The organism is Gilliamella mensalis (assembly GCF_900103085.1).
Lineage (GTDB): Bacteria > Pseudomonadota > Gammaproteobacteria > Enterobacterales > Orbaceae > Gilliamella > Gilliamella mensalis.
The window spans coordinates 36,613-52,195 of the sequence record NZ_FMWR01000012.1 but is presented as its reverse complement, the minus strand read 5'-3'; the positions used below and the strand labels follow the sequence as shown (position 1 = coordinate 52,195).

The window sequence follows — 15,583 nt, the reverse complement described above, 5'->3', positions numbered from 1 at the left end:
GGTTTACATGTAATGGGGAATATGAATAAATAGACATAATTAGATCGATCATAGCTTGTATAGTAAAAGCTGTCGTTTCTTGTTCCTGTTTTTGAACACTCAACCCCTGTTTTCTTTAATATCGGTTAGTGCTTTATCATTAGGTTTCATCTTGAGTATGGCTTGGTAAGATAACACCTTTTGTTCGGTTGTTGACATAAAATTGCCTCTGCTACAAAACAATAATCGGTTATAATGGATCAGTCACATTAGTATGACCAGTTAGTTATACCACAAAAACCATTAATTCATACTTTTAGTCATACCAATAATTGCGTTTAAGTGTGATTTTATGAGAATTGATGATACTTAATAAGATAAGCATTAAATAATAACCAATTGAAATAAAACAATATATAGAAATATCACCATGATTAAAGACGAAAACTTAACTAACCACACACCAATGATGCAACAGTATTTAAAACTTAAAGCTGAAAACCCTGATATTTTGCTTTTTTATCGCATGGGTGATTTTTATGAGATGTTTTATGATGATGCCAAGCGTGCCTCGCAGCTTTTAGATATTTCGCTCACAAAGCGTGGCTCGTCAAATGGTGAACCGATTCCTATGGCGGGGGTGCCGTATCATGCGGTTGAAAGTTATTTAGCCAAGTTAATCTCACTGGGTGAATCGGTGGCTATTTGTGAACAAATAGGCGATCCAGCAACAACCAAAGGGCCAGTTGAACGTAAAGTTGTTCGTATTGTTACTCCGGGCACAGTCAGTGACGAATTATTACTAGAAGATCGCAAAGATAATTTACTTGCCTCAATCTGGCAACATAAAAACCATTATGGTTATGCCACACTTGATATTAGTTCTGGTCGCTTTTATGTTTTTGAATGTGATAACTTCGAAGCAATGCAAGCTGAACTGCAACGTACAAGCCCTGTTGAATTGCTATATCCCGAAGAATTTCAATCCATGCCATTAATTGAACATCGCCATGGTCTGCGCCGTCGTCCACAATGGGACTTTGATCTTGAAACGGCAAAACAACAGCTTAATTTGCAATTTGGCACCAATGATTTAGTTGGATTTGGTGTAGATACGTGCAATTATGCACTATGTGCAGCAGGTTGCTTATTACAATATGTTAAAGATACCCAGCGCACCGCTCTGCCCCATATACGTTCCATTATTAAGCAATCGACAATTGACTTTGTCGTGCTAGATGCTGCAACTCGCCGTAATTTGGAAATCACCGAAAACCTAACGGGTGGAACACAAAATACTGTTGCTGAAATTCTTGATAAAACCCAAACACCAATGGGTAGCCGAATGCTTAAACGTTGGTTGCACTCACCAATCCGTAATTTGGCAATATTACAAAATCGACAACAAGCGATTAGTGAATTACAAAATTATATTGATGATGTTAATCCGTTATTAAAGCAAATTGGTGATTTAGAACGTATTTTAGCAAGGCTGGCACTGCGTACCGCTCGTCCTCGTGATTTTGCCCGTTTGCGTGATGCTTATAATCTGCTACCGCAATTACAAAAACTATTGAGTTACCTAACCTCCCCCGCATTAATTGGCTTGCGTGCCAAGATAAATCAATTTGAAAACCTCGCCAATCTATTAACTCGCGCTATTGTCGAAGCACCCCCCGTAATTATTCGTGATGGTGGCGTGATCGCCAGCGGGTATAATGCAGAACTAGACGAATTGCGAAGTTTAGCTGATGGGGCAACCAATTATTTAGAACAGCTTGAAATCCGAGAGCGTGAAACACTTGGCATTGATACGTTAAAAGTCGGATTTAATGCAGTGCATGGTTACTATATTCAAATAAGTCGCGGACAAAGCCATTTAGCGCCAATTCATTATACTCGCCGTCAAACGCTGAAAAATGTTGAACGATATATCATCCCTGAGCTTAAAGAGTACGAAGATAAAGTACTCACCTCTAAAGGGCGAGCCTTAGCACTTGAAAAGCAACTTTACGAACAGCTTTTTGATCTATTAATGCCAGATCTAGCCGATATGCAAATCAGCGCTGAGGCTATTGCCGAACTTGATGTGCTTACCAATCTAGCGGAACGGGCATTAACCCTTAACTACCAAAAACCGACACTATCAACCAATTCCGGTATAGAAATTAAAGATGGACGACATGTGGTAATTGAGCAAGTTTTGCAAACACCATTTATTGCAAATTCATTATCACTATTGCCAAATAGGCGAATGTTAATTATTACTGGCCCAAATATGGGTGGTAAAAGTACCTATATGCGCCAAGCGGCCTTAATTGTACTACTGTCTTATATTGGTAGTTTTGTCCCTGCATCTAAAGCAGTAATTGGGCCTGTTGATCGCATTTTTACCCGAATTGGTGCCTCTGATGATTTGGCATCTGGTCGTTCTACCTTTATGGTCGAAATGACCGAAACGGCCAACATTATGCATAATGCTACAGAACAAAGCCTTGTTTTAATGGATGAAATAGGTCGAGGCACTTCAACGTATGATGGGCTTTCTTTAGCTTGGGCCTGTGCTGAGAATTTAGCCAATCAAATAAAATCAATGACGCTTTTTGCAACCCATTATTTTGAATTAACCCAGTTACCAGAACATATGCAAGGCGTTTATAACGTCCACTTTGATGCCATTGAACATGATAACAACGTTGCTTTTATTCATGAAGTTTCTGAAGGTGCTGCAAGTAAAAGTTTTGGTATTGCTGTGGCAGGGCTTGCAGGTGTACCTAAGGCTGTATTAAAACGAGCTAAACAAAAATTGAAAGAGCTTGAAATAATATCAAAACAGTCAGCTAACAGTGGCGTTGATAAATCGCAACTTTCTTTGATCGACAAGCCTGAACCGTCAGAGGTAGAAGAAGCGTTAAAACAGATCGATCCCGATGCTTTAACACCAAAACAAGCATTAGAGATGTTATATCAATTAAAAAAATTACTATGATTTTAATAACGCAATAACTGTTGTATCGCGTTATTATCCATCTAAAAAAATTCACAGGTGTTGATCAATAAAATACCGTCAGATAGTATTTTCTGGTGGTTAAATTTCAATACTTGATGTCTAAAATTTAACGCTACTCAACCATGCATTAAGTCCAATTTTTCTTCTTAGATGTTTTACCTATGCCCGGATTAAGACTGTTTGTGGGATCAAGCTCTTGATAGAATTTTTTCAGATCTGCATTGGCGTGATACAAATGCCCCACATTGTGCTCAGCAGGGTATTGCGCGCCACGCTGATCAAGCAATGCTAAAATATCCTCCTTAACTTTATCGCAATCTACTCCTTTTTTAGCAATATAATCTTGATGAAACACATAACAGAAAAAATGCCCATAATACATTTTGTAAATAAAGTTTTGATCAATGTTTTGTGGCAGTGTTTCAAACCAATCGGTATCATTACGCCTTAGTGCAATATCTAATGCAACAATATTTTCCACGGTTTTGCTATGTACATTTCGGTAAGAAGTTGCAGCCCCCGCTGCCGCAAAACGGTGTAACATTGCCGCTTCGGCTTCTTTTTCATTACACAAAAAATAATTACCATTTTTATTTTGAAAATAGTCTTTCAAAAAAGCCTCAGCTTCAGCAATCCCATCATCCGCCATTTTTAAAATAAGATGATGTTCATAACGATCACGATAATCACGCAATGACTTTGGTAAATGATTAGGTAAAAATTTGCAGGCGAAGATAGAAAACCTATCTGAAAAATTTTTAGGAAAGAATGGAATTTTCGCCGTAACACGATCAACAATGTTTTTAAAAACGAACATACGAGGCATCATATCAGTACCTAACTTTTTAATGGCTAAAAAGGTCGGTTTTCCATATATAGCGGCAATATCAAAAGCCACACGGTGCATATATTCGCCCGACACAGGCAAGGTTTTAAACTGCCCTAAAATATGGCGACGAATACCATTTAATTCTTCAATATTATTAGTGCCAATATAAAATACAACTGATTTTTTCTCTAACGGGAATGTATCAAGACGCACTGCAAAAACCATTAAGCGCCCTGCACTGCCTGATGCTTCGTAATGACGAGCGGGATCAGCATTAAAGCGAGCAGGCGTATTAGCATCAATTTCACGAACATGATCACAATAATGATGATCATGCCCTAAACCAGCATCTCGTCTAATATCTTTATCGGTATAGTTATGATTTTGTAAGTTCTGTAAAATCGTTTCTGGATCATCCCCCAGTTCAATCCCTAAATGATTCACTAAGCGCAATTGTCCTTGCTGGTCTAATTGTGCAAACACAGCCATTTGCGTATACGCAGGTCCGCGCTGAATAAGTGCCCCCCCTGAATTATTACAGACCCCTCCCATAACAGAAGCACCAATGCAAGATGAGCCAATGACCGAATGCGGTCCACGATGATATTTTTTTAATTCCTTTTCTAAACGAAAGAGTGTGCTACCTGGCAAGCAAACAACTTGCTCACCATTTTCAATCACTTTAATGCCATCTAATCGACGGGTACTGACAATAACAATAGGACGATCATAATCATTACCATCAGGCGTAGAGCCACCAGTTAACCCCGTATTGGCTGATTGAGTAATAACAATAATATCCGCTTCCACACAGGCTTTTAAAACCAGCCACTGCTCGACTAACGTCCCGGGTAAAACAACAGCTAACGCATCGCCTTCGCCAAAGCGAATCCCTTGGCGGTAAGGTAACGTGCGCGCTGGATCGGTTAAAGTGTGTTTAGCACCAACAATTTCTTGTAACTTCTTAATAAATATAGCTGATTTGTTGCTATTCATAGGGGGTCCTTTGCAATGTTAAATGGTACTGGTGATTTTATAATCAATACATCTTAATCGAATCACCTACAATTTACTATGCAATTTTTAGCCAGCAACGAGACTACAGGCGTTATATTTTATTAATATAAACAATTAAATATAAAAAAAAAGAAACTAATTTATGAATAAAAACAACAAAGATAGGTTTATACTATCAATCGTTAAAAAAGAATAGTCATCAATAGCAAACCTTTGAATTATTTATAAAATCATTGAAAACACAAAATAAAAAATTCAATAAAATCAAATATCTACCTGAGTGTTTTTTATGCATTTCTGTCTATCTTCTTGACTAAAAAAACTCCACGCTACAAATCGGCTTACTTTCTGCCCTTGAGCCATGGGCACAATTTTACTATCAGTCACCCTAACCGCTGCTAGCTGTTTTTTTATCAAATCCAATGAGGATTTTTTAGACACTAACGAAGTAAACCACAAACATTGATGTTTAAATGCGACACTTTCGTTAATCATATTAGTAATAAAAGTACTTTCACCACCTTGACACCACAGTTCGGCATGTTGTCCTCCAAAGTTAAGAACGGCTTTTTGATTTGGATTGGTTAACTTACCCAAATTGGTTAGTTTTTTTCGTGTACTTGCTAACGCATCTTGTGCCGAAGCATGGAAAGGCGGATTGCACAGTGTTAGCATGTAAAATTCGTTAGGTTTAATAATATGCTTAAAAATCGCCGTACTGTCTTTTTGCAAACGGCACTGCACTGCCCCATTCAACATACGATTAGATTGGCAAATTAACGATGCGGCTTTAATGGCGGTAGGATTAATATCGCTACCGACAAACGCCCAGCCATATTCAGCCCGTCCAATAATTGGGTAAATGACATTAGCGCCAATACCGATATCTAAAACACGAATTTGCTTACCTGCCGGAATGTTATTTTGATTGTCTTGCGCCAATAAATCGGCTAAATAGTGAATATAATCCGCTCGACCAGGAATGGGGGGGCATAAATAACCATCTGGAATATCCCAATAATTCACCTGATAAAACCTAAATAACAAGGCTTTATTTAACATTTTAACCGCCAGCGGATCGGCAAAATCGATCGACAAATTGCCATATAGATTCTGCTTTACATATAAAGACAGTTCAGGCAGTACTTTGATGAGGTTTGCAAAATCATAACCATTGTGATGTTTGTTTCGGCAATGTAATTGGGGCTTTTTTAATGAGGTTTGCACAATTGTCCTATTTTATCCAAAATCAAATAATCGCTATTATAACGGCTTAACAACAATATACGGAAACCAAACCTACAAATTAGTCAGAATTGCCATGAAGGTGAGTGTTTTTTTAATAAAAAACGCTCAGAAAGAACATTGATTTTANNTAAAATCAATGTTCTTTCTGACAGCTTTTTAGGGTGTTTTTATATAATAAAACTTCCCGATATAACTATTGTTACCTAATATCCATATTTCAAATACTTAACATTCGATAAATTAACAACACTTTGTTATAATCCCTCATCTCTTTAAAATCAAAAAATTCCACAATGAAAGCCCTTATACCTATTGTCATCTTAACCCTAATGCCTTTTAAGCTTTTTGCAGCGGGTTTTAACGGTCATGATTTATCACTCTTTTGGGGTATTCCTTTTGTGGGAATTTTGCTTTCAATTGCGCTAATGCCACTATTTTTATCGCGACTTTGGCATCATCATTATGGCAAAATTATTACTTTTTGGACAATGCTGTTGTTGCTGTTTGCTTTGTATGCATTTGGTTTACAAACTACCGTCAACCTTATCGCTCATGCAGTGATAGCCGAATATATTCCTTTTATTTTGTTACTGCTAGCACTGTTTACTGTGTCAGGCGGAATTTTAATTAAAAGCGATGTGCTTAGTACGCCCAAGCAGAACGTCACTTTACTAGCAATTGGTACGCTATTAGCGTCGTTCATGGGCACCACAGGCGCTGCCATGTTAATGATTCGACCGTTGCTCCGTGCCAATCGTAATCGAAATTGTTCTGTGCATACTGTTATCTTTTTTATTTTTTTAGTGGCTAATATTGGCGGAGGATTAACACCTCTGGGTGATCCACCGTTATTTATCGGTTTTTTGAAAGGGGTTAATTTTGGCTGGACTGTTATGCACATGCTATTGCCAGTGCTACTTAGCTCACTACTGTTATTAACAATTTACTACACTATTGATTGCCACTACTTTCGCTTGCAGTATGGTCATCGGCCTGCACTAACTTCGGCTTCAAAAACCAAAAATGTTAAAATTTATGGAAAAAACAATATTCTTTTATTAGCGGTGATTATTGCCTGTGTATTAATGTCTGGCATCTGGCATTCATCAGTTAGTTTTACAGTTTTAGGTACACATGTTGCTTTACCCAATTTAGTTCGCGATAGTTTGTTTATTATCATTACCCTCATTTCAATGCTAATCACTCCCAAACAGGTGCGCGCAGGTAACGAATTTAATTGGGAACCTATCATCGAAGTTGCCAAGTTATTTATTGGCATCTTTATTACTATCGTTCCGGTACTGGCTATTTTACGTGCAGGTAGCCATGGTGCATTAGCTCCAATCGTATCACTGGTAACCAATGAGCAAGGTGAGCCTATCAACAGCATGTACTTTTGGTTATCAGGTTTACTTTCTGGCTTTTTAGATAATGCACCAACCTATTTAGTCTTTTTTAATCTAGCTGCGGGCGATGCCACGACCTTAATGACCATGCAAGCAAAGACCTTATTGGCTATTTCAATAGGGTCGGTTTTTATGGGGGCACTTAGTTATATAGGTAACGCACCTAACCTTATGGTTAAAAACATTGCAATGCAAAATAAAATTAACATGCCAAGCTTTTTTGGCTATATGAAATGGTCGATATGCATTTTAATTCCAGTGTTTATTATCAATAACTTAGTGTTTTTTGTGCTCTGTTAACAAGCCCTCACTCAAATAATGTTGAAACCCAAAACGCACTGTTCTGTATTCACCAAAATTAAGTAACCCGTTACTTGATCCAATTTAGCCATGTCATGTAATTTTTATTATATAAGATTTAAATAACTAGCGTGGTTGATATTTTTAATTGTTACCATTTACTTTCCTAAGCATCGCAAGTCGTTTTACACTTTATGTATAAATCTTGGTATAATGTCGCATTTCTAACTTTACTTGAGAGTTATGTATGTTAAATCAGTTAAAAGCAATTATTCAGTATCTTCTTCCTAAACAGCTATTAACCGTTATATTTGGATGGCTAGCAAAAAAAGAGTTGGGTACATTGACTACATGGATGATTATCGGCTTTTGTAGACTATATAAAGTAGATTTGAGCGAGGCAAAAATTAGCGATGTTAAAGAATTTAAAACCTTTAATGACTTTTTTGCCCGTGAATTAAATGAGGATGCACGCCCGATTGATACTACCGATAGTGCCATTGTTATGCCGGCTGATGGAGTAATTAGTCAGTTTGGTATCATTCAAGATACCCAGCTATTACAGGCTAAAGGGCATTTTTATTCTTTAGAATCACTACTTGCTTGTCATCCTGATATGATCAAGTTTTTTAAAAATGGTTTATATGCCACAACTTACTTATCACCTAAAAATTATCACCGCTTTCATATGCCTTGCGATGGTATTTTACGTGAGATGATTTATGTGCCAGGTTCGTTATTTTCAGTCAATAAGGCGACAACTGAAAGCATTCCGAATATTTTTGCGCGTAATGAACGTGTAATATGCCTTTTTGAAACCGAGTTTGGACCAATGGCGCAAATTTTAGTTGGCGCAACTATTGTCGGTAGCATCGAAGTACAGTGGGAAGGTATCATTACTCCACCGCGTGAAGGTGTAATGAAACGCTGGACATATTCAGGTGAAATCAAACTACAAAAAGGGCAAGATATGGGATGCTTTAAATTAGGTTCGACCGTAATTACCCTATTTGCATCAAATGCAATTGAGTTTGAAAGCGATATTAAAGTAGGCGATGTTGTACGTGTAGGTCAAAAATTAGCTAATAGGATATAACGTTATGTGGATTCGTGGTTTCGTATGCTTTGCTGCTGTGTTGTTCTCTTCACTAACCTTTGCTGAAGAAACCACGCCCATCATTAATAATGAGGATGATCTTTCACAAGTTGTTCATCAATTGAGTGATCAAAATGATGAGCTTCGGCAAAATATGGAGTTACAAAAATCGCATTTAACCAGTATTGTTAACGAGCAAAACAATATCACCACACAGATTTCACACGTACAAAATACGCTGGCAACACTTGACGAGCAAGGCGAATGGTTAAGTTTTTCAACCGCTCTAGGTGAGACTTTGCGCCAACAGTTATTACGCTTACCCGAAAAGCCTAAATCGCAAGCACTGGATGCCGAAATTGCCGAAGCAAAAGCCCAACAACTAAATTATAGTAATATTTTAACTGCTTTAGATACTTATCCGACCTTAACAAGCCCACTTAATAACGTCAAAGAAGCAACATCATACCGCCGTTTAATTCGAGAACAAGCCGAATTACTTAAAACACTTATTTCAGGCACTGATACTACCATTTTAGAGTTAACCAAATTAAAAATTGCTAATAAACAATTAACTAATGCGATTGATGAAGTGAACGATGCCGCACATAGGTACTTCTTTTGGGTGGCGGATGTCAATCCAATATCCTTGAGTTACCCAATCAACTTAGCTAAAGATGTGGTTTATGTCATTTTTTCGATCGATACCCTTTCACAACTTTATAATGCCAGCACAGAAGTACTAAGTTCACCAAAACCATTATTTTTAATTATTTTATCATTAGTGTTTGTATTTACGCATTTTAAGATGCGTACTCAATATAATACCTTTTTAACTAAATCAGCCAGCCGCGTGGGTAAAGTCACGCAAGATAGTTATTCTTTAACCCTAAAAGTAGTTATCTTTTCATTAATTATGGCGTTACCAGTGCCAATTTTGTGGGCTGTGTTTGGTTATGCATTGCAAATTAATTGGGATTATCCTGTTGCCTATGCATTAGGTTATGGTGTAAATGCGGCAGCACCTATTTTATGGGTATTTATTATTTCAGCGCATTTTGCATCATCTAATGGGCTGTTTATTAGTCATTTTGGATGGTCTGAACGTAGCGTGCGCTCGGCAATGAGATATTATCAGCTTTCAATTTGGCTTGTAATTCCATTAGTAATGATAGTGATGAGCTTTGACAAGTATAACAATCGCCAATTTGCCGCCACAATTGGTCGTACGGCGTTTATTTTTCTCTGCTTTGCTTTAGTGTTTATGACTAACGCCATCCATCGTGCTGGAGTGCCTTTTTATATTGATAAAAAAGGATCGGGCGATAATTTATTAAGTCATATTTTGTGGTTTATCTTATTAAGTGCACCATGGCTCGCCATTATTGCTGCTTGTTTGGGCTATTTATCAACGGCACAAGTGCTATTAGGTCGCCTTGAAGCTTCGGTTATTATCTGGTTTGCACTGTTAGTTATTTATTTTATGATTCGGCGTTGGATGTGGATCCAAAAGCGCCGTATTGAATTTGAACGCACCAAACAACGCCGTTTAGAGCGTATGCAGCGGGCGAAATCACAGGAAGAAGATATTAACTCACTTAACGAAAGTGTCGATGAACCTGTTATTAATTTAGATGTCATTAGTGCCCAATCTTTACATTTAGTCAGATCCATTATTATGATGATTGCACTCATTACAATGATTTTGCTGTGGTCTGAACTGCATTCGGCTTTCGCATTTATGAATAATATTAAACTATGGGGAACCAGTGTCATTGTTAATGGTACCGAAATCGAACAATACATCACCCTTGGTGCAGTATGTATAGCCATTTTAGTGATGACAATTACCGTGCAACTCGTCAAAAATTTGCCGGCTTTGTTGGAGTTAGGCATTTTACAACATTTAGATTTAACCCCGGGAACAGGTTATGCGATATCGACGGTTTCAAAATATATTATCTTAATGATAGGCAGTATGATTGCGTTTTCGTTTATTGGTATCGACTGGTCAAAAATTCAATGGTTAATTGCCGCACTAGGTGTTGGGTTAGGTTTCGGTTTACAAGAAATTTTTGCTAATTTTATCTCTGGTTTAATCATTTTATTTGAAAAACCAGTGCGCATTGGCGATACAGTGACAATTCGTGATTTGACCGGTAATATCACCAAAATTAACACCCGTGCAATTACTATTGTTGATTGGGATCGTAAAGAAATTGTGATGCCCAATAAAGCCTTTATTACCGAACAATTAGTGAACTGGTCGTTGTCAGATTCAATCACTCGAATTGTATTAACTATTCCCGCAACTATCGATGCTGATAGTGATCTGGTTATCAAACTTTTACAACAAGCCTCAGACGAATGTGAATATGTGCTTAACGATCCTGAGCCACAAGTATTTTTGGTCGATATCCAAGAAGGCATCCAGTTGTTTGAATTGCGTGTTTTTGCCGCTGAAATGGGACACCGAATGGTACTGCGAAGCGCCATACATAAATTGATACTTGACGCTTATCGTAAACATCATTTAACGCTACCATTCCCACCATTGCAAACCAATTTAGAAGCACTGGGGCGCAAAAGTGGACGGCGTAGCTATACCATCGGCACGCTTTAGCCAAAGAATGTTTCTAGCCAAGGCACGCCAAACGCACCTGGTGCAAGCAATACAAATGCCCAAACTGGTGCAGAAGCAATATTGGCTAAATTAAATTTGGTAGCAGGCATGTGCATTGCGCCGGCTATCAATGGCACAATTGCGCGTAGTGGTCCAAAAAAACGACCAATAAATACCCCTAACGTTCCATAACGCTGAAAGAACTGCTCAGCGCGATAAACTAATTTAGGGTGCTTATTAAGCGGCCATGAAGCAATCACTTGTTGATGATAGTGTTTACCTAACCAGTAAGAAAGTAAATCGCCCAAAATAGCGCCCGCTGTAGCAATAATTAATACCGGTACAAACGATATTACCCCCCCACCAATTAAAGCCCCTATTCCTAATAAAATGGCGGTTGCAGGCACCAAAAGCGAGATGATGGCCAGTGATTCACCAAATGCTAATAAAAATATAATTGGTAATGCCCAAAGTTGATGATGCTCAATAAACTGCATGGTGGCCAGTGTTATTTCGTGTAATGACATAGGCTTAGTTTTTGAATTATGAATTGATTATGGTGAACTATTTTACCATAATATTGGTTGCTTAGCCTAAGCATGCTATCCATTGATAGAATCTTACACGGCGTTAACGTTTGTTAGGTTTATTCACGTTTGAGTTTGAGCTTGTGCTTATATAGTAGTTTTAATTACAACCCAATTAACAAGAGACAAATAATGGCGATCGGTATTGAATCAATTTTAGTACACAAATTTAAAAATAGTGAATTACAAAGTTCTCAATCTGATGTGATCGCTATCGAAAAGCCTGTTGCGTTAATTTATAACGGAATTTCGCATGTCGTGATGATGGCTACCCCCAAAGATTTACACTATTTTGCAATGGGATTTTCGTTAACTGAAAATATTATTCAATCGGTTAATGATATTTATGGCATTGATGTTATTGACACCCCCAAAGGCGTAGAAGTCCACCTTGAGCTTTCATCGCGACGTTTTAGTGAACTGAAAGAAAAACGCCGTAATTTAACAGGACGCACAGGTTGTGGTATCTGTGGTACTGAACAGATAGATCAAGTCTGCCAAGCCATTCCCTCTTTGCCAAGAATAAATCAAATTAAGTTAGCGGATTTTAGTGACAGCTTAAATGCCTTATCGCAAGTTCAACATGTGGGTCAACAAACGGGTTGCACTCATGCGGCTGTGTGGCTAGATTTGAAAGGACAGTTTATGGCGGGATTTGAAGATATCGGCCGGCATGTCGCATTAGATAAACTGCTTGGTTTTAGAGCTATGCAATTGCCAAATAATCCTAAATATCAACATGGTGTGGTGTTGGTATCAAGCCGCGCCAGCTACGAAATGGTGCAAAAAACGGCCAAATGTGGGGTGGAATTTTTGTTAGCGGTTTCGGCTGCAACCTCAATGGCCGTTGATTTGGCTAAACAGTGCCATTTAACTTTATTGGGATTTTTTAGAGGCGATAAAGGGGTAATCTATTCTGGCGATGATCGTCTATCTTAATGGCAATTTTAGGATTACCCTATATTAATTGGTCAAATTAATTTTCAACTTAATAAATTGAATAATAAAAATAAAAAAACTCATTATTTAATTGATTTTAAGATATCGCAATTCGTATCTTTCTTTATTAAACGAAAATCTTCATAATATACATCATATAGCATAAATTACTTTTTTTAATTATTTTATAAGTTTATTGTCTAACTGAACTAATTAATCGGTTAAAACTGTTTATTTATTCATCCTGTTTTACTTTGTAACATTTAATTTTTTGAAAGGATACTATCATGCATCAAACTTCTGATATTCAACAAGCCGCTAACTATATTCAAAAACACACGGACCAAAAACCAACTATTGGGATTATTCTAGGTTCAGGTTTAGGGCCTTTTGCCGATACACTTGAAGATGCGATTCATATCCCTTATGACACTATTCCACATTTTGCCAAATCAGCAGCGGTAGGTCATGCTAATGAATTAGTTATTGGCAAATGCGGTAACAAAACCGTCGTGGCAATGAAAGGACGCTTTCACTATTATGAAGGATTTTCATTAGATCAAGTAACTTTTCCTGTTCGTGTGATGAAGATGCTTGGCGTTGAAAAATTAATCATTACCAATGCATGTGGTGCAGTCAATACCAGTTTTAAACCGGGTGATTTAATGCTCATTACTGATCACATCAATCTTACTGCTAATAACCCGCTCATTGGACCAAATAATCCTGATTTAGGTGTGCGTTTTTTAGATGTGAGTGAACTTTATAACAAGCAATTGCGTTCAACCGTAATGGATGTAGCTAAAGAACTTAATATTAACTTACAACAAGGTGTTTATGCTTGGTGGACAGGTCCAACTTATGAAACACCCGCCGAAATTAGAATGATTCGCGTGTTAGGTGCTGATGCAGTGGGTATGTCAACCGTACCGGAAGCAATTATAGCGCACCATTCAGGCATTAAAACCATTGGCATTTCGTGCTTAACCAATATGGCTTGTGGCATTTTAGATCAACCATTAGGGCACGAAGAAGTCATTGAAACGGCAGAACGCGTTAAAGCAACCTTTTTACAACTTATTACAAAAACGATTGAACGTTTTTAAGCGATATATTTATATTTGATTTTCTATAAAAAGTTCACTTTATTTTAGGAATAAACAATGAACATAAAAAATAGATTAAAAATAATGATGTTTTTCCAATATTTTATTTGGGGAAGTTGGCTAGCCACTTTTGGTGCTTATCTATTTAATACATTACACTTTTCAGGTGTTGAAGTATCGATGATTTTTAGTACTAAAGGGTTAGCTGCATTAATTACACCATTTATTATTGGCATCATTGCCGATAAGTTTTTGCAAGCTAAATATCTTTATCTATTTTGTCATTCTGTTTGTGCTATTGCGCTTTTTTATGCCGCATCGGTAACTAATTCAGCCATTTTATTTTGGGTGATGTTAGCCAATGCGTTAGCATTTATGCCAACTATTGCCTTATCTAACTCAATTAGTTATCACTGCTTAGATACAGCAAACTTAGATACTGTCGCTGTCTTTCCTAAAATACGAGTATTTGGCACAGTAGGCTTTATTATCGCAATGTGGACTGTTAGCTTATGCAAATTCGAGTTGAGCAATGCTCAGCTTTATGTTGCTTGTGCTGCTTCAGTATTACTTGTGATTTATAGTGCAACATTACCCAATATAGCTGTATCTAGAAGTCAAAAACAGTCTTGGATTTCTTATTTAGGGTTAGATGCTTTTGTGTTATTCAAAAAACCAGTCATGGCAGTATTTTTTCTTTTTGCTATGTTACTTGGCGCAATATTACAAATTACTAATACTTTCGGTGGCGCTTTTTTGCATGATTTTGGTAAAATTCCAGAATTTAAAGATAGTTTGATTGTACATTACCCAGCTATCTTATTATCTGTTTCGCAAATGGCTGAAGTTGTCTTTATCTTGACTATCCCATTTTTTCTCAAAAAATTTGGCATCAAAAAAGTCATAATGATAAGCTTAATTGCCTGGACGCTAAGATTTGGTTTATTTGCATTTGGCGATCCAACACCTCTTGGATTTGTGCTGCTAATGCTTTCAATGATTGTCTATGGGTGTGCATTTGATTTCTTTAATATTTCAGGCTCTATTTTTATTGAAAAAGAGGTCAATTCAGATATTAGAGCCAGCGCTCAAGGGCTATTTATGACAATGGTTAATGGTATTGGCGCATATTTTGGCTCAATTTTAAGTGGTATTGTTGTTGACATGTGTACACATGATGGCAACAAAGATTGGCAAACAATTTGGCTAATTTTTGCATCATATGCACTTGTGTTAGGCATTGTTTTTTATTATTCATTTAATTATGACCATACTAACAGCAATTCAGCTGGATAATGACTAATCCATTTAAATTAATCGATTTTAAAATATTACTTATCGCTTAATTATTTAATTTAACTTGTTAAAAAGTTTTCAGGGTGTTTGAAATAACCACTCCTGAAGACTTTTATTGTGTTTTTGTGTCGATAATTTTCGACAATG

The 15,583-nt window shown here is 37.1% G+C and carries 10 protein-coding genes; 7 read left to right on the top strand and 3 right to left on the bottom strand.

Translation table 11 applies throughout. The features are described from left to right. Positions 1-409 precede the first annotated feature (409 nt). Entirely contained in the window at positions 410-2,968 is a 2,559-nt protein-coding gene (gene mutS, locus BQ5209_RS06700; RefSeq protein WP_085247772.1) for a DNA mismatch repair protein MutS, read from the top strand. A 148-nt stretch (positions 2,969-3,116) separates the two neighbouring features. Here mutS and dld read toward each other — a convergent pair whose 3' ends face one another. Then, positions 3,117-4,814 (bottom strand): D-lactate dehydrogenase, encoded by a 1,698-nt coding sequence (dld, locus tag BQ5209_RS06695; protein WP_085247771.1) that lies wholly within the window; start codon positions 4,812-4,814, stop codon positions 3,117-3,119. 285 nt (positions 4,815-5,099) lie between these two features. Further along, positions 5,100-6,062: a 23S rRNA (adenine(1618)-N(6))-methyltransferase RlmF gene (rlmF, locus tag BQ5209_RS06690; protein ID WP_208609968.1), complete on the bottom strand. Its 963-nt coding sequence runs from the start codon at positions 6,060-6,062 to the stop codon at positions 5,100-5,102. 314 nt (positions 6,063-6,376) lie between these two features. On the opposite strand from rlmF, the gene BQ5209_RS06685 reads away from it, so the two are divergent. The 3 genes from BQ5209_RS06685 (at position 6,377) to mscM (ending at position 11,508) form a co-directional block, all read left to right on the top strand. Then, positions 6,377-7,789, top strand: coding sequence for a sodium:proton antiporter (locus tag BQ5209_RS06685; protein WP_085247769.1), 1,413 nt, complete (start codon positions 6,377-6,379; stop codon positions 7,787-7,789). A gap of 247 nt (positions 7,790-8,036) precedes the next feature. Further along, positions 8,037-8,885, top strand: coding sequence for an archaetidylserine decarboxylase (gene asd / locus BQ5209_RS06680; protein ID WP_085247768.1), 849 nt, complete (start codon positions 8,037-8,039; stop codon positions 8,883-8,885). Between the two features lie 4 nt (positions 8,886-8,889). Next, the gene (gene mscM, locus BQ5209_RS06675) at positions 8,890-11,508 is read left to right on the top strand and encodes a miniconductance mechanosensitive channel MscM (protein WP_085247767.1); all 2,619 of its coding nucleotides are present in this window, start codon (positions 8,890-8,892) and stop codon (positions 11,506-11,508) included. Here mscM and BQ5209_RS06670 read toward each other — a convergent pair. Beyond that, entirely contained in the window at positions 11,505-12,035 is a 531-nt protein-coding gene (locus BQ5209_RS06670) for a DedA family protein (protein WP_085247766.1), read from the bottom strand. The two genes, mscM and BQ5209_RS06670, sit on opposite strands and share 4 nt — an antisense overlap. A gap of 192 nt (positions 12,036-12,227) precedes the next feature. On the opposite strand from BQ5209_RS06670, the gene fdhD reads away from it, so the two are divergent. The 3 genes from fdhD (at position 12,228) to BQ5209_RS06655 (ending at position 15,436) form a co-directional block, all read left to right on the top strand. Then, on the top strand, positions 12,228-13,034 hold the full coding sequence (fdhD, locus tag BQ5209_RS06665; RefSeq protein ID WP_085247765.1) for a formate dehydrogenase accessory sulfurtransferase FdhD: 807 nt from the start codon (positions 12,228-12,230) through the stop codon (positions 13,032-13,034). Positions 13,035-13,321: 287 nt separating this feature from the next. Further along, positions 13,322-14,140, top strand: a complete 819-nt coding sequence (locus BQ5209_RS06660) for a purine-nucleoside phosphorylase (protein ID WP_085247764.1) — start codon at positions 13,322-13,324, stop codon at positions 14,138-14,140. A gap of 57 nt (positions 14,141-14,197) precedes the next feature. Continuing rightward, positions 14,198-15,436 carry a nucleoside permease gene (locus tag BQ5209_RS06655; RefSeq protein ID WP_085247763.1) on the top strand — a complete coding sequence of 413 codons (1,239 nt, stop codon included), beginning with the start codon at positions 14,198-14,200 and terminating at the stop codon, positions 15,434-15,436. Positions 15,437-15,583: the final 147 nt, after the last annotated feature.

Coding starts and splice junctions, on each gene's coding strand:
- mutS (WP_085247772.1), top strand. CDS start 410: ATGATTAAAGACGAAAACTTAACTAACCACACACCAATGATGCAACAG.
- dld (WP_085247771.1), bottom strand. CDS start 4,814: ATGAATAGCAACAAATCAGCTATATTTATTAAGAAGTTACAAGAAATT.
- BQ5209_RS06685 (WP_085247769.1), top strand. CDS start 6,377: ATGAAAGCCCTTATACCTATTGTCATCTTAACCCTAATGCCTTTTAAG.
- asd (WP_085247768.1), top strand. CDS start 8,037: ATGTTAAATCAGTTAAAAGCAATTATTCAGTATCTTCTTCCTAAACAG.
- mscM (WP_085247767.1), top strand. CDS start 8,890: ATGTGGATTCGTGGTTTCGTATGCTTTGCTGCTGTGTTGTTCTCTTCA.
- BQ5209_RS06670 (WP_085247766.1), bottom strand. CDS start 12,035: ATGTCATTACACGAAATAACACTGGCCACCATGCAGTTTATTGAGCAT.
- fdhD (WP_085247765.1), top strand. CDS start 12,228: ATGGCGATCGGTATTGAATCAATTTTAGTACACAAATTTAAAAATAGT.
- BQ5209_RS06660 (WP_085247764.1), top strand. CDS start 13,322: ATGCATCAAACTTCTGATATTCAACAAGCCGCTAACTATATTCAAAAA.
- BQ5209_RS06655 (WP_085247763.1), top strand. CDS start 14,198: ATGAACATAAAAAATAGATTAAAAATAATGATGTTTTTCCAATATTTT.